Source organism: Haladaptatus sp. ZSTT2 (assembly GCF_037081775.1).
In the GTDB taxonomy this organism is placed as follows: domain Archaea; phylum Halobacteriota; class Halobacteria; order Halobacteriales; family Halococcaceae; genus QDMS2.
In genome coordinates, this window is record NZ_JBAMHQ010000001.1 from 2358378 (window position 1) to 2377846 (window position 19469).

Here is a 19469-nt window from a genome sequence, read left to right on the forward strand (position 1 = left end):
CTTAGTTTTCAGCGGAGGAACTCGTCGATACCGCGGGCGGGATAGCCAACGACCGTATCCACGCCAACCGCGCGCAGAGCGTCGATTTGTTCGCGGACGCCTCGGGGCGTCCCGACGAGCGCGTAGTCTCTGCTCGCAGCGAGAAGCACCTTCCGTGCACGCCCGGTGGCCGACGAATCGGTGGCCGCGCCGTCGGGGAGCGCCCGCGCGACGGGGCGTCTGCGGGACGCATAGGCTCCGACCGCGTCGAGAATCGCGTCCTCGTCGTCGGTGAGAACCGTGGGTGCGTACACCGCGAGTTCGCCGTCGTAGCCCGCCGCTCTGAGGGCGCGGGTATCTCGGCGCGTCGTCCGCGAGAGCAGGTCGAACTGCGTCCCGCCGGTGGCGAGCGCGATTCGTTCGATACCCTCCGTACCGACCCACGAATCAGGCGCGGCAGCGAGTGCGGCGGACAACCGAGGCGCAATGGGTCGTTTGCGCTCGGCGTCGGTGAGATACGCAGAATGCCCGGCGACGAGCACCTGTTTGATGCCCTCAGGTAACTCGTCGTAGCGCGAATCGTCGCCAAGGGGGTCAAAGCCGTCTGCGCGAACGGGTGTCGTCAGCCTGACTTCCTTGGTCTCGGTGAGCGTGGCAAGCACCTCGGCATCGGGGAGGTGTTCTGCCCCCTCGTAGTCGATTGTGATGACGTCCACTGCCAGAGTTGCTGCTCGGCCCACGTCACACTCTGCGGGCTTGAGCGCAACTGCGTCCAGCCCGGTCTCAGAGAGACGCGTCTCGCCAGTTAGCATTGGACACCTCGCATGGAAAATACACTATCGCCAGTCCGGAACTCGATCCATCGTCTGTGCGACCATACCTCTTCTATCGCCGTTCCCGGCAAAAGGCTATCGCTCGTGGCGAAATTATCGATTGCATGCTTGGAACGCTCTCGAAACGCTGAGAAAAAGAGACGTTCGTTGCCGGCGTTTTCTCAGGTAGGGGTGGACGTATGGACACAGTTACCTCAGCAGACGGAACCACGATTGCCTTCGAAAAAACGGGACACGGGCCACCACTTGTCCTCGTCCACGGGACGACCGCAGACCACACGCGGTGGGAACCAATCCGCCCTGCGCTTGAAGAACAGTTCACGGTCTATGCGATAGACCGTCGTGGTCGCGGCGAAAGCGGTGATTCTCCTGAGTACGCACTCGAACGCGAATTCGAGGACATTGTCGCCGTCATCAATTCGATTAGCGAACCCGTGGTGTTGCTCGGGCACTCCTACGGCGCGCTCTGCTCGCTCGAAGCGGCACTGCGTACTGACAACATCAGAAAACTCATCCTGTACGAGCCGCCGTTCTTGCGCACGCCGGGAGAGCTCACCCCGGCAGCGACGCTCGCAGAACTCCACGCACTCGTCGAAAACGAAGAAAACGAACAGGCACTCGTGCAGTTCTTTACTGACGTTGCCGGTATGTCACTCGACGAAGTAGACGTGCTTCGCGCCGCACCCAACTGGCCAGCACGCGTCAGTGCGGCCCACACTGTGGTCAGAGAGGAAGCCGCACCGGCAGCGTACGTGTTCGACGCCGACCGACTGGCACCGCTCGAAACACCGACGCTCCTGCTGACTGGAAGTGAGAGCGCGCCGTTCCTCAAAGAGGCGACTGCCGCGCTCGCCGAGGTGCTCCCGAACTGTCGTGTCGTCACCTTCGAAGGCCACGGCCACGTCGCAATAAATTCGGCGACAGACCGCTTCGTAGCGGAGGTGCTCGCCTTCGCTGGTGAGTCTGAGTCACTTCCGCAGACGCCGTGAAAAGTCAGGACGGAAGGTCGGCATCCGGATCAACCACCCGATCAACTTCCGGCGGCATCTCCCAGTCGGTTGCGATTTCGAGGAAATTCACGAGGATGCGGCCGGTTGCGCCCCAGACGGTGTAGCCATCGACGTGGAAAAAGTGCAGGCGGATGTCGCCGTAATGGGGATGCAAGCGGCGCTCTGATTCGTAGTTGTCGAGGTTCGTGAGATCAGACAGTTTGAGCACGACGATTTCTGCGACCTCGCGCTCATCGGGCGTGTACGTCGCGTCTGGAACCGTGGCGACGAACGGGCGGACAGCGTAGCTCGTGATCGTCCGAATATCGTCGAGTTGGCCCACGATGTCCGCAGTTGTAGGGTCTAAGCCAATCTCTTCGTTCGCCTCTCTGAGCGCGGTTGCGGCGAGGTCATCGTCTGCGGGTTCGCGCCCGCCGCCGGGAAACGCCATCTGACCGGGGTGCTCGCCAAGGTGGTCTGCGCGCTTCGTAAACAGCAGGTGTGGTTCGTCGTCGCGGGTGAGGATGGGGACGAGCACACCCGCTTCTCGCTCCTCGTCCGTGACTGCCGTGGGCGAGTAGCGAGCCACCCGGTCGAGATTCATAGTCAAAGTCATGCGATGGAGCGGCTTAATTCGCCCGGGCCGCGTCGAGCAGGTCGCGTTCGTCGCCCAATTCAACCGGTCCCCACGCCTCTAAGTCGTAGCTCACGTCGAGGAGGTGGTGGATGCGCTCGTCATCGCCGTCGTCCACCGCGGCTGCGGCGTCCTTTCGAAACTGGGCTTCGAGCGGCGTGATAATCGCCTCGCGGTCTACCTCGCGCTTCTCGACCGAGAGGATGTGCGGGAGGTCTTCGCCGCCCTCGGGGAGTTCGGGAAACGCAACCGGCCCGGGCGTGAGATACGTCGTGCCTTCGCGCTCGAACTCGACCAGAAAATAACGCTCTATGGCCGCGTCGATTTCCTCGACTGGAACGTCGCCTTCCTCGCCGTTTCGGTAGGCGAGTTCCGAGAGTGCGGTGGTGAGTTCCTCGCGCGTGAGCGCAGAAAAGAGCGAAACTACCCCCGCGAGTTCGTCGTGAGTCAACTCCATTGTCTGCACATATTGGCCACCCGTGCTTAATCTTCATCCCTCGCGTGTGCGAGGTCAGCTTGTGCTGCCTCCCACACCTCGTCGGGTGAGAGCGGACTCTCGTCCCACGACGGCAGGCGCGTATCCTCCCTGAGTGGGTCGATGGCATCGGCGTATACGGCCACCTGCTCGCGCTCTGCCTCGCGGTCGTAGTTGAGGCCGTTGAACGCGGCGTCTGCGGCGTACTGGCGGATGAACTCGTAGGCCACTTCTTCGTAGCGACTCGGCAGACTCTCGTAGGCGGGCGTCACGTCGTGGTCTGCGAGCACCTGCAAGAGCGCCTGCCCGACGCCGTGGCTCATCTCAGAGAGGCCGGTCGGCCCGGACACCGCGCGGTGGTCGTGTTCGTGTCTGCCCAAATCGACCTGCGCGGAGCCGGTGAAGCCAACCGCACCGAAGGCGTCACCGAGCGTCGAGAGTTCGAGTCCCCACTGACGCTGGGGTCGGAGGTGGCGCGCGAGCTTCGAGGTGACCGCGAACTCACCCGCGAGTGGGTAGCGAAACGCCGCCAGATAGTCGAGAACGGGCGCGTCGTGTTCGTCTGCGAGCGCCCGGATGAGTGGAGCGACGAACAGCCGGGCCAGCCGCCCGTAGAGCTGGTTGTTCTCGACGCGCGCGTAGTAACCCTTCGTGAACTCAAACTCGCCTGCGAGCGGCGAGAGCAGGCGTGGGACGTGCGCCCGCGAGTAGGTTTTCGCGTCGGCGTCGTGGACGACGACGAACTCCTCGCTCGCCGCGAGGCCGAGCGCGAGCCACACGTCTCTACCCTTGCCCATCGCCCCCGAGACGCCAGCGTCCGCGAGGAGCGATTTCAGTTCCGGGCCGTTACACCAGAGCAGGTCTACGTCGAGCTCGAAGGCGTCGAACCAGTCTCGAAAGTCCTCAACGTGGTCTGCGCTGGCGCGAAGGGGGACGACCACGCGGGCCGGGGATACGGCTTCGAGCGTCGAGAGCACGCGCTCTGGGGCCAGTCCGGCGTACTCGCGTTCGGTCATCGGCACCACGACGGCGGCCCGGTCGGTCGGGGCGTCGGGGACGTAGCCAGTGAGGTCGTGGAGCGTCGTGACGCGCTCTTGGACGTACTCCATTGGCGGCTGATAGGTTCCGGGTCGCAAAAAGCGGCGCTATCTCTGTGCACGAGTATACTCGTCACAAAACTTAGGTGTGTGGTGTCGCATTCAGACACATGAAGCGGTCCCATCGGGTGGCGATACTCGGAATAATGTCGCTTCTCGTGTTGCTCGTGGTTTTCTCCGGCGGATTCTGGGGTGCCTCGGTGGAACATAAGGTGGTCATCGACAATCACGACGACTCGGATCACGCTGTTAGCGTCCAGATTGCAAAGAATGGCGAACTCGTTCGTGCCCGAGAGACGGTTGAGCCGGGGGCGACGTGGAACGTGACAACGCTCTCTGCCAAGGGTGACTACAAAATAACAGTCACCGTAGCTGACGAACGAATGGCAAGAGAGGCGTTCTCGCTCCCGTTAGAAACGGATGGAACCTCGTATTCTTCCTTCACAATCCAAGAAAATGGGGGCATTGAGTCATCGACGTACTGGCAGGACTAACTGCGAAGCAGGTTGGCCCGGGTTAGTTTTGAACCTCGCCGCGCCGTGGAATCCGTCCCGTCCGGTTGAGCACGAAGAGCACGACCATGAAGCCAACGAGACAGAGGGCGAAAAACTGGTACACCCGCGAATAGCTGTACCCGATGTCCGTGAGGCTGCCGACCACGTACGAACCCGTCGATTGCAACGGCATCATCGTCCCGCTGAACACGGCGTAGGCGCTCCCTTTGTGTTTGTCCGGCAGCGAGGTGAGCATGTAGGTGTCCACGGTGGGGAAGATGCTGTGGATGAAGAATCCGAGAACCACGCTCACGGCGATGAGCGGGACGAGCCCGGAAGTGAGCGTGAGCGCCACGAGACTCACAGAGAACGCGCCGATGATGGCGAACAGGAGTCGGACGGTATCGAAGCGGTCTGCGAAGCGGCCGCCGATGAAGAAGGCGGGGACGCCCGCGGCGAACACGACCGACAGCATGGTTCTCGACGTTTCGGGAGTCAGCCCTTTTGCGGTCAGATAGGACGGATACCAGTTGAACAGCCCGTTCCAGACGAACGAGGTCGCGCCGATGAAGGCGATGCCAGCGAGTATAACCGGCCACTGGTGGCGAACCGCGGCGAGCAGGTCGCGGTCTGACGCCCCGCTGTCCGGGATGTCCGTCCGACGCGCAACGAGATAGAGCACGCCGGTCGCGAGCAGCGCGACGACGGCGACGAGTTGGAACACCGCCCGCCACGTATCGAGGAACAAGACGGCGGTCACCAGTAGGGGTGCGAGAACCGCCGCAAGCTGGCTCGACATGCCGTGAATCCCGATTGCCCGCCCGAGGCGCTGTGGATACAGCTCGCTCACGAGCGGGTTTGCGGCCATGAAGTACGCCCCGCTCGCAAGCCCCATCGAGAACGAGCCGACCATCAACATCTGGACGGAGGTGGCGAGCGAGGTGAACAGCGAGGCCACGGTCAGGATGAGTCCCGTGAAGAGGATGACTCGATGACGGCGGACCCGCGTAAGGAGGTAACCCGTCGGAATCCGGGGGACTGCGCTGCCCATCCACGCGAGGGTGGCCACCAGCCCCATCGTCGTCCGCGTTGTGTTGAAATCGACGATGAGTGGCTCTAAGAGGGGGGCAAACAGCACTCGCCCCAAGTTGACGAGAAACACCATCGCACAAAGCGACCCGAAGAGCTGGCGGCGTGACACACTCGGATTTTCGCGAGCGCCCCCCTCAAAGGTTGCGAACTGACCCCGGTATTTTTCCCCGATGGCTTCGTAGGCCGGTGGTATGGAATCCACCCGCAAGGGCCTTCGGTCGGGCGCAATCACCAAAGACACCTACGAACGACTCACCTGCGCGGAGTGTAAAAAAACGCTCAAAACCCGCAACGACCCGGACGAAATCGGCTCGGTTCGAGCGTGTCCGGACTGCGGAACCGAGTGGCGAGAACTGCGCTAATCACTCGAAAATCGCGTCGAACGCTCGGGCACCCATCGCGTCTCCCTCACCGGCTTTCAAATTCTCTTCGACGTGGACGGGCGAGGACATCCCGACGAGCGAGCACGTCACACCCGGCGCGCTTCTCGCAAAGTTGAGCGCGCGCTGGGCCGTCGTCTCGCCGGGCAGTTGGGCGGCCACCGCCTCGGGGAGGCCCGTCGCCAGTTTTCCCTGCAGAAGGCTCGCACTCGTGAACACGTTGAGGCCAGCCTCGCGCGCAAACCAGAGCGCGCTCTGGGGACCGTCCGGGCCGTCGTGGCTTTCTTCGGTGAACGCATCCGCCATCCGAACGTTGAACGGCAGTTGAATCGCGCGAAAGTGCGTCGCGGTGTTACCCGCCGCACGCGCGGCTTTCCGTGCTCGGGAAACGACTTCGACAATCGAAAGATAATGCTCATGTTCTTTCGGCACGCGGAAGGCATCCCACGTCGCCACGCCGTAGTGGTTGATGTCGCCCGCCGCTGCCCGCTCTTCGAGTCGGGTGAACGTGGCTTCAAGTTGGTCGTATACGTCCTCGGGTGAGCGCACGTCGAGTTGCGTCTCGGGGTTGTGGACGTAGTAGAGATCGATGGTATCGAGGTCGAGATTCGAGAGCGAGCGGTCGAGTTGGTCGTCGATAAAGTCAGGAGAGATACAGTGGCTGCCGTGAGCCAACTCGTCGCGGGAAACCAGCCCAGAATCGACGTACTCGGACTTGATGTACGCCCCCGGATTCTCGGGTCGGTCGCCGTCGAACGTCACGAACCCGCCCTTGGTTGAAAGCAGGATTTCGTCGCGTTCGACATCGGCGGCTTCGAGCGCCTTCCCGACCATTCTCTCCGAGCGTTGATTCCGGTAGTTGATGGCGGTGTCGACGACGTTACAGCCCGATTCGAGCGCGGTGACGATGGCGTCGTGATACGCCTCGTCCACCGCGTCGGTTGGCTCTCCAAGATAGGTACCGAGGCCGATGCTCGTGACCGTCTGGTCGCCAAAGCGTCGAAAGTACGCGCGGCCGTACCGCTCAAAGTAGCGGTTACGGTAGCGCCACGTGCCGTCCTGTGTGGCCATACAGTGCCTTACGGCGCGAGGAATAAAAGCGGGGAGTTAGAGTTCGCCCGCCATCCCGTCGAACAGGCGGTCTACGAGTTCCGAGCGGTTGAGGCCTTTTCGCGGCCCGATGCCCTCCATGTGCTCAAGCGAGAGTTGGCCGCCACCCATTCGCGCGTGGCCGCCCGCACTCGACATCGGGATGTTGTCGACGACTTCTTGGAGGGTTTTGCCCATGTGGACGCGGTCGTCGCGCGAGCGCCCCGAGAGGTGAATCGTCCCGTTTTGCGAACCGAGGACGACGACGGCGGTCACGCCTTCGAGGCGCACGAGTTCGTCTGCGGCTTGGGGAATCGCATCGACGATTTCCACGTCGCCCACGTCGCTCACGGCGAACGGCGGGTTCACGTCGCACTTCGTAATCGCACGGGCCTTGATTTTGAGCACCTCACCTTCGACCTGCGGATTGGCGATGCGGTCGAGGGCATCCTCGTCGACGCCTGCAAAGAGGTAGCTACACGCCCGAAACTCCGCTGCAGAACAGCCTTTTGTCAGGTGTTTTGTGTCCGATTGAATACCGTACAGTAACCCCGTCGCCAGTTCGCGGGGAAGCGGCGTTTCGACCGTATCATCCTCCCGATGTGGCTCGTAGCCCAACTGGTCTATGTACTCTGCGAGAATCGTCGCACACGCGCCGTAGTCGGTTCGACAGTCGGTAAACTGCGTTCCCGTGCCCGTTCCGGGATGGTGGTCGATGACCGCAAACGGAGTGATTCCCGACGCGCCGTCGAACCCGCGTGCGACGTTGTGGTCTACGAGGACGACGTTCTTCGAGGCGAGTTCGCTCGCGTTGTCGATGTTCTGGAGTTCGAGGTCGAGCACCGTCTCGAACGCCCGATTTTCCTGGTGGCGAATCTTCCCCGGATACTGCAACGTCGCGTTTGTATCCACACTGTCGGCGAGAAAGGCAACCGCGGCCGCACAGGCCATCGCGTCCGGGTCGGGGTTAGGGTGCATCAACACCGACACCTCGTCGTACTTCTGTAGCTGCTTTACAAAGCGTGCACCTTTGGGTCGTAGAAGCCGAGGTGGGCCGTTTCTGAACACCACCACGAGAATGAGGAGCACCACAAGCGCAACCACGACGAGGACGAGCGGATTTTGCTCGATAAAGGCCGAAGCAGTATCGGTCAACTGACCGAAATCTCCTCCTACGACGGCCTGTTTCGACATATCAATTCGCTCTACGCCGATTGGTAAGTATGTTACCCTCAATCACGAAACCCAACCGAAAGTTGTTGACATATTACGTGCCTGCGTCGCGGTACGCGTCGATCGTCCCCCGGTAGCCCTCGCGGTAGGTCGGATACGCAAGCTCGTAGCCGAGCGAGCGCAGGTACTCGTTTGAACACCGTTTGCTCGTCAGAATTCGGCGTTTTGCGGCCGCAGAAAGCGTCTCGTCTGCGAGCCGCTCGGCTTTCGTCTGCTTTGGCGGTTCTGGGACGCCACACGCCGTGGCGAGCCAGTCGGCAAACTCCCACTTCGGGGCGGGTTCGTCATCTGCGACCAGTACCACCTCGCCGCGTGCGCAGTCGGTTTCGAGGAAATAGCGAAGCGCACCGGCCGCATCGTCTCGGTGCACCATGTTGAGATAGCCCTCCGTGACTGGCCCCGTGAGGTAGCGGTCGAGGCGGTATCTGTTCGGGCCGTACAGTCCCGCAAAGCGTGCGACGGTGCCGTCGATGCCGACTGTGTCGGCCGCAGAAAGCGCCACATCCTCGGCTTCTGCGAGGACGCGCGTCTTCTCGGTGGTCGGGTCGATTTCTGTCTGCTCGTCCACCCACGCGCCGTCGTGGTCGCCGTACACGCCAGTACTGGAGGTATACAGGAGGCGGTCGGGGACGGTTTCGCGCTCGCCAAAGTGTTCGAGTGCGCCGTGGAGACCGTCCACGAAGATTCGACGGGCGGCGTCCGGGCCACGGCCACCGGAACTCGCCGCAAAGACGAGCGCATCGACGTCTGGAACCGCCGCCAGTGAGTCGGGGTCGGTCAGGTCTGCCCGAACTGCGTCGAAGCCAGCAGCCTCGATGGCGGCCAATCCCGCAGCAGACCGGCGGACACCGACGACTTCGTGGTCGGTCGAAAGCTGGCGGCCGAGTTCGAGGCCGACGTAGCCACAGCCGAGAATTGCGACGCGCATCAGCGTTTGCGGCTTTCGATGAACTGATGGAGCGACGCGAATTCGGTGAGCGTCATCGGCGCACGCCCTTCGATTTTCTGCTGGATGTCGCGGGCGTCGAGGTGGTTGTTCAGCCCCGATTCGATGGCTTCGACGTCGAGAATCGCCATCGTCATCCCCATCAGCAGGTGGTCACGGACTTCGACCAGAATGGTGCGTTTGTCGGGAAGGTCGTCGTCACAGGCGAGAATCGAGGCAGCGTCTTCGAGCGTCAGCGCCGGGGAGTCGCCGCCTGCGAGTTCTTCGATGATTTCTACGTCCACGTCGCTCTTGGTTGCGACCGTTTCGATGCCCACCGCGGAAATCGTTTCGCGCAACTCCGTCTCGTAGAGGGCGCGAAGCTCGGTGGGCGACAGGTCGCCCGCTTCGTCGCTCACGTCGTACAACATGCTCCCCGGTATGCCCTCCGGGTACAAGTGGTTGTCACTTGCCGTGCGACTGCGTGCCATCTCCCCAGCCTGCAGAGCGTTCGTCTGCGTTCCCGTCGATGTCCCCAACGCCCGTCCCGCCGGGTGGCACGACCACCGCGACTGCGGTTTCGACCGAAAACGACACGCGCGGTGCGCGCCCGAACCGTTCTTTTTCCCCCATCGCCATCTACATCGAGCGTCGCGGCCTGAGCGTGAGTGTCTGGTTGGTGAGCGCACGCTCCGGCGAGACTGGGTCCGTTCGCTCTGGAAGCGTTTCGATGGCCGTCTGAAATTGGCTCATCGTCGCGCGCAGTTGCGTCTCGGTCGATTCGACGCTCGCACGCTCGATTGCGGGCAGGCTCACGGCGACGAGCGCAGTCGCCAACAGCAACGCGAGCACGACGCGGAGTATCACCGCGCTCTGAACCGTTCGAGCAGTCCAGTGACCTCCTCGCCGGTGTCCTCTGCTGGCTCGAACGAGTCGAGCGACTGGCGCGGTTCGGGTTCGGGCTGGGTCGAATCGAGGGTTCGTTCGAGGCGGTCAACTGCGGCGAGCGCGGCGTCTGCGCGCTGTTCGACGTCGTCATTCACCGCCTTCTGTTGGCCAACGTAGCCGCGAACCGCCTGTACCGCGGCGTCGAGTCGGTCTGTGACGGCGTCGATTCGTTGGGTGAGTGCCGCGACATGTTCGAGGTCGGAAACGAGCTGGTCTGTGTCCGTCAGTGTGCGCTCAACGGCGCTAAGTCGCTCTTCGAGAGCGTCTATCTCGGTCATGGCTCACGCTGGTTCCGCCATCCGGTTTGAATGATCGGGACAACGTTGAATAGTTTCGACATTGACCAGTAGGTATGAAAGCTGTTCTCATCGGGGTTGGTCAGGCTGGGGGGAAACTCACACAGCGAATGGCCGAGTTCGATGCCAAGATGGGATTCAACGCCATCCAAGGCGCACTCGCGGTCAACTCGGCCCGCGCAGATCTCCAATCGCTTACGCTCGACACGATTCTTATCGGCCAAGAGCGAGTGAAGGGCCACGGTGTGGGCGGCGACAACGAGATGGGCGCGAAAATCATGGACGAAGACGCCCCAGAAGTGATGGACGCTCTTGACGGATGCATCACCTCAGAAGCAGAGGCACTGTTCATCGTCGCTGGACTCGGCGGCGGGACAGGCAGTGGCGGTGCGCCGGTGCTGGCTCGCCATCTGAAGCGTATCTACGACATTCCCGTCTACGTTCTCGGCGTGCTTCCCGGCCGCAGCGAAGGCTCACTCTATCAGGCGAACGCTGGTCGCTCGCTCAAGACAGTCGCCCGCGAGGCAGATGCCGTGTTGCTCATCGACAACGACGCGTGGCACGCAACGGGTGAGAGTGTCGAGGAAGGCTTCTCGAAAATCAACGAGAACATCGCCCAGCGCGTGGGCCTCCTTCTCGCGGCGGGTGAGGCCACGGAAGGGGTTGGCGAGAGTGTCGTGGATTCGAGCGAGGTCATCAACACGCTTCGTGGCGGCGGCATTGCGGCACTTGGCTACGCGAGCGCGGAAGCCAGTCCGGACGCGAGCGAGAATCTGACCGTCATCACGAGCGTTGCACGCAATGCGCTGCTCACGGGGTCGAGTCTCCCGAACGCCATCGAGGCAGAGGCGGCGCTGCTCGTGATTGCCGGGAAACCAGACCGCCTCTCGCGCAAAGGCGTCGAGAAAGCGCGCCGCTGGCTCGAAGACGAAACGGGAAGCATGCAGGTGCGCGGAGGCGACTTCCCGCTTGAGAGCGACCGAATCGCCGCGCTCGTCCTCGTGAGCGGTGTCGAACGCTCGCCGCGGCTGGCCGAGTTCATGGAACGCGCGAAAACGGCCCACGAGTCGCGCCCACAAAAGCGGGCTGACCCGGCGGCCGCGTTCAAAAGCGACGAGTTAGACGACCTCTTTTAGAGCAGGCTCGCGCCGTCGTAGGCGTCGCGGGCGAACTCGATATCCATCAGGTCGAGGATGGTTGGTGTGATGTCGAATAAGTCTGCATCGCGGATGGTCGCGTTTTCGTCGTCGATATAGAGCGAGGCGTTGTCGAAGCTGTGCATCCCGTTTCGTGGCCCCACGTCGAACACGTCGCCGTGTGGCTTGAAGCCGGATTTGAGGTCGTAGCCGTGGTTCGGAATCACGACGAGGTCGGGCGCGATGTCCTCGTGGTTACCGCGGAAGGCTTCTTCCTTTTTGACGACGCGCTCAGCCACCTTCTTGCCGTCGGGGCCTTCGAGTTCTTCGAGCTTCGTCTTCAGTTCCTCGCGGACGGCTTCGTACTCCTCTTTCGGGACGCTTCCACGCGGTTCGCGGCCTTCTAGGTTGATGTAGAAACGGCCGGGGATGAGCGAGTAGGCCTTGCTGTCTCCAGAAATGTCGCCGAGACCCGAATGGTCGTCTGACTCGTAGTCGAGCCAGCCCTGCTCGTGGAGCCAGGCGTTACAGTGGACTTCGTAGTTGAGCGTCGTGAAGCCGTGGTCGCTTGCGACGACCATCGTCACGTCGTCTGCGAGGGCGTCCCGCAGTTCGCCGAGGTAGCGGTCGACCTTTCGGTAGAACTCGATGAACTCCTCTTTGTACTCGCCGTCGTGTTCGTAGTCTTTGAACAGGAAGTGGTTGACCCGGTCGGTCGTCATGAACACGCCGAAAAACAGGTCCCAGTCGTCCTTCTCGACGAAGTGTTTGAACGCGTTAAAGCGCCCGTCGAGCGTCTTGTGGGCGTCTTCGATAAACGCGGTTTTGTCGTCGTCGTGGCCGAGTTTGGCGTTTACGTCGATACGATAGCCCATCTCCGAGAGCGGCCCTTCGAGGTCTTCTGGATAGGTCGCCTTATCGAGACCCGGCGAGAGGAACCCAGAGACCATGCGCTGGACGTTGCGCTGCGGGGGGAACGTGACGGGGACGTTCATCACCGTCGCGTTTCGTCCTTCGGAGGTCACGCGGTCCCAGAGGCGCTCTGCTTGCACGTCACGACCCATCGGAACGTACGTGTCGTAGGACCCGACTTCGCGGTCTTGGAAGCCGTACACACCGGTCTCGCCGGGGTTCTTCCCCGTCGTGAGCGATGGCCAACACGCGCTCGATTCGGGTGGGACGATGCTGTCTATCGCACCGGCTGCACCGTCGGCCGCGAGCGCGGCGAGATTCGGAAATTCATCCTCGTGTTCTGAGAGTAGGCTGTACGGCACCCCGTCGATACCGAAGAAAGCGACGCGAGGGGTATCGTCGCCACGTAGCCGGTCGAACAGACCCATACACACCCTTTCCGCCGTGGGGCACATGAAGTTTCGTTTCGACCGCGAAAATCGGGTGGACTCAGTGATGGCGGCAAACGAGGGGTCATTTCTCTCTGCTGACGGAGGTGTCTGTTCGCGCGAGCAACGTTGCGGGAACCAGCCCGTCGGCTCACGGCGCGGTGCGATGAAGTGGTGGGCGGTGAAAGCCCCCGAAAAACGATTATCCGAAGTGCTGTTCGTAGAGGTCGCGGGCGTGTTCGATGGCGTCGTACGCCGCCTGCTTGTCCTCCCAGCCTTGGGTCGTGACTTCCTTGCCCTTTTCTAAGTTCTTGTAGGTCGAGAAGAACTCGTCAATCTCCTCGCGCAGCTGGTTCGGAATGTCCTCTAAGTCTTCGATGTGGTCGAAGCGCGGGTCTTCGTTTGGCACCGCGATGACCTTGTCGTCTTGCTCACCGTCGTCGTCCATCTTCATGAGGGCGACGGGACGCGCTTCGATGATGCACCCGGGGAACGTCGCGTCCTCTACGAGGACGAGCGCGTCGAATGGGTCTTCGTCGTCGTAGTACGAGCGGGGGATGAACCCGTAGTCGCTCGGATAGTGGACGTTCGAGTGAAGCACGCGGTCGAGGACGACGCCGGGGATGTCCTTGTCGTACTCGTACTTGTTGCGTTCACCTTTCAGGCATTCGACGACGACGTTGATCACTTCGGGCGAGTTCGGCCCTGTCTGCAGATCTTCCCAGAGATTCGCCATGCACCTGCGTCTCTGGCAGGCGTCCCAAAAGTCCTTTCGGCCTGCTTGTGGCCTGAATATTCTCGAACGGTGCCACATACATGCGCGAACTGACAGGCGGGTTCCCTCGGCAACAAAATCCGCAATTGCACCCGAAAACCGCTGGATGGTTGAGAAGTGTTAAATGGATTGATGACATATATTCAAGCATGTCAGAGGCACAAGCAGTATCGGACGAACTGGGCATGGTTCGGAACCTAACGGCGTTCCAACAGAACATTCTCGTCATTTTGAGCGAGCAACCGATGTACGGGCTCGCAATCAAGCGAGAACTTGAGTCGTACTACGGCTCGGAAGTGAATCACGGACGGCTGTATCCAAACCTCGACGACCTCGTAGAGATGGGACTCGTCGAAAAGAGCGAACTCGACAAGCGCACCAATCAGTACGCGCTTACGAGCGATGGCGAAGGTGCCGTCGTGGACAAGCTCGAGTGGATTCTCGCAAAGTTCGTGAACGAAGACGACCGCGCTGACACGGTCCGCGACATCATCAACGCGCAGTTATAGCGGCGACGGTTTGCCTGCGAGTTCGAACACTCGCGACAAACTCGCCTGCACAATCGTTTTTTGTGACTCCGTTGGCCAGGCATTGCGCTGGTAATACTCTGAGAGGAACTCTTCGACTTCGTCTCTCGTCGCAGAGTCCATCGGCCGAACGTAGTGGTTGCCCATGAAATCCGCGAATATCCGGGCGTTCGCGGCGTGGTCGTCACCGAACTCGGCTTCGACCTGACCGACGAGCGCCTGGTTGTGGGCTTCGACGTTCTCCCACTCGTTTTCGACGCCGGGACCGTCGATGACGCGCTCGACTGCGCGAGTGGTATCGTGGATGCGGTCGAACTGTACTTCGCCGTCTTCGACCCACTCGGCGGGATAGAGCACGAGCGTGTGGCGAACACCCTCTTCGCGCACCCGGGCGACGAAGTCGTACTCCGCGACGAGCGCGTCTCGCCGGTCGCGGTAGGCGTCGGCCTCGCCGTCGTCGACCGCGTTCAACGCGAGTCTGGTCAGTCGCTCTGCCTCTGTGATTACGTCGTCAGGGACTTCAGGCATTGTCGAGAGCCTCGTTTGCGAGGTTATCAGCGCGCTCGTTTATCTCTCGCGGAACGTGCGAGAGCGACCAGTCGTCGAACGCGGAGAGCAGCTCGTGTACCTTCACGCGCCGTTCGCGCATGCCGGGGTCGTTCGCGTTCCACTCGCCGCGCACCTGTTTGACGACGAGTTGGGAGTCGCCACGAATCTGTACCTCGTCGAAGCCGTAGTCTCTCGCCACTTCGAGGACTTTGATGAGCGCTTCGTACTCGGCGCGATTGTTCGTCGTATCCCCGATGCGCTCTGACCCTTCGGCGACGATGCCGTCGCCGGTGACGATGACCCAGCCAACCGATGCCGGGCCGGGGTTGCCGCGACTCGCGCCGTCGAAATAGAGGTGCGCGCGCCCGCCGTTGCCGGAGAGCAAGCCAGTCAGTCGCGCGGTGTTTTTGCCCTGTATGACGACCTTTTCGGCGTAGGCCACAGCGGTCGCTCCTTCGTAGGAAGCGCGCCACTGCTCGTGGTCTGTGTTGCCTGGTTGCACGGAAATCCCCGCCGCTTCCAAGCGGTTTCGCGCCTCGGCGACGTCGCACTCAATGACTGGCATCTGAACGTGAAGTCACTGATACTCTAATATACGATTTCCGGTTTGTCGCCCCGGGCGGACTGTCTAACGCGGCCGCTGTCATGCGATTCCACAATGTCAGATTCAATACTTGTCCTCTGACGGACCACAAAACTCATACCAAGGGTTTAAGTACGTCGGTGTTACTACTATAAAAATGCGATGACACGGTCCACCCGAACACGGGAGCGCACGCTCGAGGAGGAATCAACGGGGGAGGAGCGAGAGGGGGTTCGCACTTGTCCAGAATGTGAGTCTGATAATCTTGTCAAAAGTACAGACCGGGGGGAGATTGTTTGTGACGACTGTGGTTTAGTCGTCGAGGAGGAGAACATCGACCCAGGCCCGGAGTGGCGAGCATTTAACCACCAGGAACGTCAGCAGAAGTCGCGTGTGGGTGCACCGACGACGCAGACGATGCACGACAAGGGCCTTACCACTACGATTGACTGGAAGGACAAAGACGCCTACGGTCGCTCTATTTCCTCAAAGAAACGCAGTCAGATGCACCGGCTCCGCAAATGGCAGGAGCGCATTCGTACGAAGGACGCAGGCGAGCGCAATCTGCAGTTCGCACTTTCTGAAATCGACCGCATGGCCTCCGCGCTCGGTGTGCCACGGTCTGTCCGCGAAGTTGCGAGTGTTATCTACCGACGCGCACTCAAAGAAGACCTCATCCGGGGGCGCTCCATCGAGGGCGTCGCCACCTCTGCACTCTACGCCGCCTGCCGCAAGGAAGGCATCCCGCGTAGCTTAGAGGAGATCTCTGAAGTCTCGCGTGTCGAACGCAAAGAGATTGGACGTACCTACCGCTACATCTCACAGGAACTTGGTCTCGAAATGCGACCGGTAGACCCCAAAAAGTACGTCCCTCGATTCTGTTCTGAACTCAACCTCTCCGAAGAAGTCCAGTCGAAAGCCAACGAGATTATCGAGACGACGGCCGAGAAAGGCCTCCTCTCTGGGAAATCACCAACCGGCTACGCGGCTGCTGCTATCTACGCGGCCTCACTGCTCTGCAACGAGAAGAAGACCCAGCGCGAAGTCGCAGATGTCGCGCAGGTCACCGAGGTCACCATCCGGAACCGCTATCAAGAACAGATCGAAGCGATGGGCATTCACAACTAAGCCCACATCCGTACTTTTATCACCGAAACCGTGCCCAGCCAGTGGCATCTCCGCTGTGTGAGCCACGAGACGGGCCGCGGTTGTGCGACACGTCGTCTCGTGGGTGGTCGCGTGTCGCCTGCTCGCCACGAACGAACATTCAAGGCTGTTCCACCCCTCGCTATCGGTGAATGCGGCTCGACGAATTTATCGACGGACTTGAACCCGACCCGGACGCAGAGCGACGGCGTCTCGCGGCCGAGAAGTCCTACGAAATTCTCGACTACATGGACACCGCGAAGCAGTCCTTCCAGAACGTCCTCCAAGGCGATTCGCTGTTCGGGAGCACCGCACCCTCCATCTTCGTCGGCCGGTCTAACTACCCGCGCGTCTCGACGGGCCTCCTCTCACCGATGGACCCCGATTCGAACGCCGCGGATTTTGCGACGAGCGGCGAGTGGTATCGTCAAGGCTTGAGCATTGACGACGTGTTCCAGCGTCGCACCGGCCTGCTCAACTCGACGCGCTCTGCAGCCGTGGACGTAAACGACGTGTGGGACGGCTTCGTCGGCGTCCAGCGAGAGGTCGCCATCGCGGGCCGACCCGTGGACGTGGAGATTGGCCTCGACAACGCCTCTGCGCTCGATTTCCAGCCGAACGTCGACGAAATTTCGACGCCGACTGGTCCCCGTGCTCGCGCGCGGTCGGCCGACCTCGCAGAGAACCCCTACATTCCGCGTCCGGTGCAGAAGACGCTCGAAGACGACGACTGGCAGGCACAGGGCGCGATGAACTATCTCTACCGGCGGGGCTTCGACGTGTACGACATCAACAAAATTCTCTCTGCGGGCGCACTCGGCCAAACAGAGAGCAGAAAGCTCGTCCCGACGCGCTGGTCGATTACGGCGGTTGACGACACGCTCGGCCAGTATCTTAGAGGGAGAATCCGCAACGCGCCGAGCATCGACACGGTGCAGGTCTGGACGAACGAGTATATGGGCAACCAGTTCTGGGTCGTCCTCGCGCCGGGCAACTGGGAGTACGAGTTGGTCGAGATGAAAGCGCCGGGGAGCATCTGGAACCCCGACCCCGGTGGTGCACTCTGGATGGGGGCCGATTCGGAGGGCTACGAAGGCCGCACCGCCTACGTCGATGAGACGTCGGGAGCCTACTACGCCTCCCGACTCGGCGTCCTCGAATACTTAGAGTCCATCGGTAGACAGGCAAAATGCCTCGTCCTCCGGCACGTCTCAGACGACTACTGGGGGCCAGTGGGCGTCTGGCAGGTCAGAGAGAGCGTGCGCAACGCCTTCGACGGCGACCACGGCGAGGCAGAGACGTTCCACGATGCCGTCCGGCAGGTCGCGCCGCTCTTGCCAGTCTCGCTCAACGACCTGCGCAGAAAATCGTCGATGGTGTCGGGGATTCAGGCGAACCTTACCGACTTCTCTTGATTATTCGCTGTCGAGGTTCGCGAACGCTTTCTCGACGAGCTTCCCGGTTTCGCCAACGAGTTCGTCCCACTCTTCGTTGTCCGGAGCCATCCCGAGCAGGCGCGCTGCGCGCATGATGCTGATGTGATACACTTGCTGGACGCCCGGCTCTTCTTCCCAGATGACGACGTTGCACGGGAACAGCGCGCCAATCTTGTTCTCACTCGCAGAGAGCGCCCAGTCGGCCATCTTCGGGTTGCACGCACCGAGCACGTAGTACGGGTCGCGGCCTGCATCGACCTTCTCGTTCAACAGCGCAGAGGGTGAGAACTCGGTGGCGACGCCGAAGCCGGCGTCCGTAAACGCCTCACGGACGTGCTCGATGGCGGCTTCGTGTTCCATGTGGAGGATGGCGGTTTCCTCGCCGATGTCTTCTGCATCGAGGTGTGCGGGGTCGAACGGCAGGCTCATAGCCGGGAGAACGGGTGGGTCAGCAAAAAGACTTCCCGCTAGAGGGGAAGCGGCAGCCAGCGCAGCCACGCGAGCACTTGCTCGGGCGGCAACAGCGGCTCGTGGAGCACGAGCCAATCGAGCAGTGCGAGGCCCGCACCGTGGGCGACAATCGAGGGGAGAATGGAGTCGCTCTTGTAATCAACTGCCCCGAACAGCACGTCCGTTGGCCCGGAGAGGATGATTTCGATGGGTGGCTTGCCTAAGTGCTGGAAGGTGTAGATTATCGGGCTGACGAACACGCTCTTGAAGCCGATTTCGCGGATACCGACGCACAGCAGACCTCTGAAGTAGGTCTCCGCGGCGACCACGACCACGAACTGCTTGAGTGCGTGGGGGAGGTACTGATTGAGCGCCGCGCCCGTTTCCCACATTGGGTAGTAGGCTCTGACCGAGGGGAGCGAGGAGCCGACGATGTAAAACGGCAGCACGAACAGCGCGAGGAGGACGGTGTTTTTGACCGCGAGGCGGTCGACGCGCCAACCGAGGTGCCGACCGTAGAACACCGCGAGAATAGCGGGGCCAAGGATGTACACGACCGTGTCGTGGAAGACACGCTGTTCGAGGCCGGTAATCTCCCACTCCATCCAGATAATGGTGAGGATGGCTCCCCAGAGAAGGGCAACTTGCACCCAGGACAGCGAGGGGAGTCGCTGACGCAACGCCTCTGTGGACACCTTATTCAGTTGGAACCGGGCCAGTGCCGATGGCCGTTCGCACGTCATCTACGAACTCTTGACGCGTTTCGAAGTATGGTGTGTCGATGCTATCGAGGACGTCACCGAGTGCCTGTGGGCCATCCGGCGTTCGGATGACGGTGTCTCCCTCGCGGCGTTTGAGTTCACTGTGCTCCATGCCCCACGTCAGTCGGGAGGCGACTCGTGCGAGTGGAATGCCCTCGACGGACTCGCCCTCGCCAAGCTCGACTGCGGGCGCGGCTTCTTCTTCCGCTTCGTCTGCCATGAGACGACGTTTGCCCGCCCCGTGATTAGACCTTTCGACTCGGTGCGTTTTCCAGTTGTGAGGAGTCTCGCCCGCGCTTTGC

Annotated in this window: 26 protein-coding genes; 7 read left to right on the forward strand and 19 right to left on the reverse strand. The window is 61.5% G+C overall.

Translation table 11 applies throughout. The features are described from left to right. Positions 1–8: 8 nt before the first annotated feature. Entirely contained in the window at positions 9–791 is a 783-nt protein-coding gene (locus V5N13_RS12830) for a DUF7388 family protein (protein ID WP_336361080.1), read from the reverse strand. A gap of 200 nt (positions 792–991) precedes the next feature. Between V5N13_RS12830 and V5N13_RS12835 the strand changes: the two genes are divergently transcribed. Further along, positions 992–1801 carry an alpha/beta fold hydrolase gene (locus tag V5N13_RS12835; RefSeq protein WP_336361081.1) on the forward strand — a complete coding sequence of 270 codons (810 nt, stop codon included), beginning with the start codon at positions 992–994 and terminating at the stop codon, positions 1799–1801. A gap of 4 nt (positions 1802–1805) precedes the next feature. On the opposite strand, the gene V5N13_RS12840 is transcribed toward V5N13_RS12835, so the two are convergent. From V5N13_RS12840 to V5N13_RS12850, 3 genes are read right to left on the reverse strand one after another with little or no spacing between them, the layout of a single operon-like run. Beyond that, positions 1806–2405, reverse strand: a complete 600-nt coding sequence (locus V5N13_RS12840) for an NUDIX hydrolase (RefSeq protein WP_336361082.1) — start codon at positions 2403–2405, stop codon at positions 1806–1808. Between the two features lie 25 nt (positions 2406–2430). Further along, on the reverse strand, positions 2431–2892 hold the full coding sequence (locus V5N13_RS12845) for a DUF7109 family protein (RefSeq protein ID WP_332898317.1): 462 nt from the start codon (positions 2890–2892) through the stop codon (positions 2431–2433). Between the two features lie 26 nt (positions 2893–2918). Beyond that, a complete protein-coding gene (locus tag V5N13_RS12850; protein WP_336361083.1) occupies positions 2919–4019 on the reverse strand; it encodes a glycosyl transferase family 2 in 1101 nt (366 codons plus the stop codon). A gap of 98 nt (positions 4020–4117) precedes the next feature. Here V5N13_RS12850 and V5N13_RS12855 point away from each other — a divergent pair, with 98 nt between their 5' ends. Further along, positions 4118–4501 (forward strand): hypothetical protein, encoded by a 384-nt coding sequence (locus V5N13_RS12855; RefSeq protein ID WP_336361084.1) that lies wholly within the window; start codon positions 4118–4120, stop codon positions 4499–4501. A gap of 22 nt (positions 4502–4523) precedes the next feature. On the opposite strand, the gene V5N13_RS12860 is transcribed toward V5N13_RS12855, so the two are convergent. Next, positions 4524–5702, reverse strand: coding sequence for an MFS transporter (locus V5N13_RS12860; RefSeq protein WP_336361085.1), 1179 nt, complete (start codon positions 5700–5702; stop codon positions 4524–4526). 82 nt (positions 5703–5784) lie between these two features. On the opposite strand from V5N13_RS12860, the gene V5N13_RS12865 reads away from it, so the two are divergent. Then, entirely contained in the window at positions 5785–5955 is a 171-nt protein-coding gene (locus tag V5N13_RS12865) for an HVO_0758 family zinc finger protein (protein WP_336361086.1), read from the forward strand. Here the strand turns inward: V5N13_RS12865 and V5N13_RS12870 are convergent, their stop codons facing one another. From V5N13_RS12870 to V5N13_RS12900, 7 genes are all read right to left on the reverse strand, one after another. Next, positions 5956–7044 (reverse strand): aldo/keto reductase, encoded by a 1089-nt coding sequence (locus V5N13_RS12870; RefSeq protein WP_336361087.1) that lies wholly within the window; start codon positions 7042–7044, stop codon positions 5956–5958. It lies immediately after the preceding gene. A gap of 36 nt (positions 7045–7080) precedes the next feature. Next, positions 7081–8256, reverse strand: coding sequence for a DHH family phosphoesterase (locus V5N13_RS12875; protein ID WP_336361088.1), 1176 nt, complete (start codon positions 8254–8256; stop codon positions 7081–7083). 73 nt (positions 8257–8329) lie between these two features. Then, the gene (locus V5N13_RS12880) at positions 8330–9223 is read right to left on the reverse strand and encodes an NAD(P)H-binding protein (protein ID WP_336361089.1); all 894 of its coding nucleotides are present in this window, start codon (positions 9221–9223) and stop codon (positions 8330–8332) included. Continuing rightward, positions 9223–9711, reverse strand: a complete 489-nt coding sequence (locus V5N13_RS12885) for a DUF5791 family protein (protein WP_336361090.1) — start codon at positions 9709–9711, stop codon at positions 9223–9225. Before V5N13_RS12885 ends, V5N13_RS12880 begins: the two co-directional genes overlap by 1 nt. Next, positions 9686–9859 (reverse strand): DUF7286 family protein, encoded by a 174-nt coding sequence (locus V5N13_RS12890; RefSeq protein WP_336361091.1) that lies wholly within the window; start codon positions 9857–9859, stop codon positions 9686–9688. Before V5N13_RS12890 ends, V5N13_RS12885 begins: the two co-directional genes overlap by 26 nt. Then, complete coding sequence (locus V5N13_RS12895) at positions 9860–10087, reverse strand: DUF7311 family protein (protein WP_336361092.1); 228 nt, start codon at positions 10085–10087, stop codon at positions 9860–9862. Beyond that, positions 10084–10446 (reverse strand): DUF7310 family coiled-coil domain-containing protein, encoded by a 363-nt coding sequence (locus tag V5N13_RS12900; protein WP_336361093.1) that lies wholly within the window; start codon positions 10444–10446, stop codon positions 10084–10086. The genes V5N13_RS12895 and V5N13_RS12900 overlap by 4 nt, the downstream gene beginning before the upstream one ends. Before the next feature lie 74 nt (positions 10447–10520). Between V5N13_RS12900 and V5N13_RS12905 the strand changes: the two genes are divergently transcribed. Further along, entirely contained in the window at positions 10521–11600 is a 1080-nt protein-coding gene (locus V5N13_RS12905) for a tubulin/FtsZ family protein (RefSeq protein ID WP_336361094.1), read from the forward strand. On the opposite strand, the gene V5N13_RS12910 is transcribed toward V5N13_RS12905, so the two are convergent. Together V5N13_RS12910 and V5N13_RS12915 are read right to left on the reverse strand one after the other, a co-directional pair. Next, positions 11597–12940, reverse strand: coding sequence for an alkaline phosphatase family protein (locus tag V5N13_RS12910; RefSeq protein WP_332898335.1), 1344 nt, complete (start codon positions 12938–12940; stop codon positions 11597–11599). The two genes, V5N13_RS12905 and V5N13_RS12910, sit on opposite strands and share 4 nt — an antisense overlap. 202 nt (positions 12941–13142) lie before the next feature. Beyond that, a complete protein-coding gene (locus V5N13_RS12915; RefSeq protein WP_332898336.1) occupies positions 13143–13676 on the reverse strand; it encodes an inorganic diphosphatase in 534 nt (177 codons plus the stop codon). Positions 13677–13864: 188 nt separating this feature from the next. On the opposite strand from V5N13_RS12915, the gene V5N13_RS12920 reads away from it, so the two are divergent. Further along, complete coding sequence (locus V5N13_RS12920; protein WP_332898337.1) at positions 13865–14224, forward strand: PadR family transcriptional regulator; 360 nt, start codon at positions 13865–13867, stop codon at positions 14222–14224. On the opposite strand, the gene V5N13_RS12925 is transcribed toward V5N13_RS12920, so the two are convergent. Continuing rightward, positions 14219–14770, reverse strand: a complete 552-nt coding sequence (locus V5N13_RS12925) for a DUF7108 family protein (protein ID WP_336361095.1) — start codon at positions 14768–14770, stop codon at positions 14219–14221. The two genes, V5N13_RS12920 and V5N13_RS12925, sit on opposite strands and share 6 nt — an antisense overlap. Next, the gene (gene rnhA / locus V5N13_RS12930) at positions 14763–15356 is read right to left on the reverse strand and encodes a ribonuclease HI (RefSeq protein ID WP_336361096.1); all 594 of its coding nucleotides are present in this window, start codon (positions 15354–15356) and stop codon (positions 14763–14765) included. Before rnhA ends, V5N13_RS12925 begins: the two co-directional genes overlap by 8 nt. 180 nt (positions 15357–15536) lie before the next feature. On the opposite strand from rnhA, the gene V5N13_RS12935 reads away from it, so the two are divergent. Together V5N13_RS12935 and nreA are read left to right on the forward strand one after the other, a co-directional pair. Next, complete coding sequence (locus V5N13_RS12935) at positions 15537–16502, forward strand: transcription initiation factor IIB (protein WP_332898340.1); 966 nt, start codon at positions 15537–15539, stop codon at positions 16500–16502. Between the two features lie 170 nt (positions 16503–16672). Then, on the forward strand, positions 16673–17935 hold the full coding sequence (gene nreA / locus V5N13_RS12940) for a DNA repair protein NreA (protein WP_336361097.1): 1263 nt from the start codon (positions 16673–16675) through the stop codon (positions 17933–17935). Here nreA and V5N13_RS12945 read toward each other — a convergent pair whose 3' ends face one another. Genes V5N13_RS12945 through V5N13_RS12955 form a run of 3 tightly spaced genes read right to left on the reverse strand, consistent with a single transcriptional unit; the run spans position 17936 to position 19387 of the window. Beyond that, complete coding sequence (locus V5N13_RS12945) at positions 17936–18385, reverse strand: DUF302 domain-containing protein (protein ID WP_336361098.1); 450 nt, start codon at positions 18383–18385, stop codon at positions 17936–17938. Between the two features lie 38 nt (positions 18386–18423). After that, complete coding sequence (locus V5N13_RS12950) at positions 18424–19086, reverse strand: CPBP family intramembrane glutamic endopeptidase (RefSeq protein WP_442905100.1); 663 nt, start codon at positions 19084–19086, stop codon at positions 18424–18426. 16 nt (positions 19087–19102) lie between these two features. After that, on the reverse strand, positions 19103–19387 hold the full coding sequence (locus tag V5N13_RS12955) for a DUF5789 family protein (RefSeq protein WP_336361100.1): 285 nt from the start codon (positions 19385–19387) through the stop codon (positions 19103–19105). Between the last annotated feature and the right edge of the window lie 82 nt (positions 19388–19469).